This is a genomic window from Burkholderia sp. E168m23, from assembly GCF_016586125.1.
GTDB lineage: Bacteria > Pseudomonadota > Gammaproteobacteria > Burkholderiales > Burkholderiaceae > Burkholderia > Burkholderia orbicola.
This window is the reverse complement of record NZ_BCPP01001363.1, coordinates 1-1,353: the sequence shown is the minus strand read 5'-3', so window position 1 is coordinate 1,353 and position 1,353 is coordinate 1. Positions and strand designations below refer to the sequence as shown.

At 64.4% G+C, this 1,353-nt stretch carries 2 protein-coding genes; both read right to left on the bottom strand.

The annotated features are described in order from the left end of the window. On the bottom strand, positions 1–456 hold a 456-nt coding region (gene zapE, locus JMF90_RS37315; RefSeq protein WP_201326363.1), incomplete at its 3' end, for a cell division protein ZapE. 100 nt (positions 457–556) lie between these two features. Then, positions 557–1,353: FAD-dependent oxidoreductase (locus tag JMF90_RS37310; RefSeq protein ID WP_201326362.1), on the bottom strand; the 797-nt coding region annotated here is incomplete at its 5' end.

Genomic DNA, 1,353 nt, shown 5'->3' with positions numbered 1-1,353 from the left:
GTTGTTGAACAGACGATCGAGCAGGCGGTACAGGATCATCGCGTCGGCGATGTCCGACACGTGGAACTCGTCGAAACAGATCAGCCGGTAACGCTTCGCGATGCGTCGCGCGAGTTCGTCGAGCGGATCGGCCTGCCCTTTCAGTTCCTCGAGTTCGCGGTGCACTTCACGCATGAATTCGTGGAAATGCAGGCGCGTCTTGCGCTGCACGGGCACCACCGCGTAGAAGCTGTCCATCAGGAAGCTCTTGCCGCGACCGACACCGCCCCACATGTAGACGCCGCGCGGCAGGTCCGGGTGATTGATGAGCTTCTTGAACGCGTTCGAGCGACGCGCCTTGTAGTCGACCCATTCGTCGAAGCAGCGCTGCAGGCGATCGACGGCCGCGCGCTGGGCGGGATCGGACTGATAGCCGCGCGTGGTCAGTTCGCGCGTGTAGTATTCGGTGACGTTCATCGGGGCAAACCGGAAAAAACAAAGGCGAGCGGGAAAAACCCGCCCGCCTTCGTCATGAGACGGTTGCGCCAGCCGATGGCCGGCCGGCGCTATACCGCGCTCAGCTGTTCAGCGAGCGCTTGTCGACCGCGAGCGCCGCTTCGCGCATCACTTCCGACATCGACGGGTGCGGATGGCAGATGCGGGCGATGTCTTCCGACGCCGCCTTGAATTCCATCGCGACCACGGCTTCCGCGATCAGGTCCGACGCGTTCGCGGCGATCACGTGCACGCCGAGCAGCTCGTCGGTCTTCGCATCCGCGATCATCTTCACGAAGCCGTCCGGCGCGTTCATGCCGAGCGCGCGGCCGTTGATCGAGAACGGGAACTTGCCCGTCTTGATCTCGCGGCCTTCCGCCTTCAGCTGCTGCTCCGTCTTGCCGACCCATGCGATTTCCGGGTACGTGTAGATCACCCACGGAATGCAGTTGTAGTCGATGTGCGGCTTCTGGCCGTCGATCACTTCCGCGACCAGCACGCCTTCGTCTTCCGCCTTGTGCGCGAGCATCGGGCCGCGCACCACGTCGCCGATCGCGTACACGTTCGGCACCGCCGTGCGGCAATGGTCGTCCACGTCGATGAAGCCGCGCTCGTTCGCCTTCAGGCCGATCGCCTCGAGGCCGAGGTTGTCGGTGTTCGGCACGCGGCCGACCGACACGATCAGGCGGTCGGCATCGAGCGTCTGCGCGTTGCCGTCCTTGTCCGTGTAGGCGATCGACACGCCGTCGGCGGTCGTCTTCACGTCACCGATCTTCACGCCGAGATGGATGTCGAGGCCCTGCTTCTTGAACAGCTTGGCCGCTTCCTTCGCGAGCGCTTCGTCGGCTGCGCCGAGGAACGCCGGCAGCGCTTCGAGCA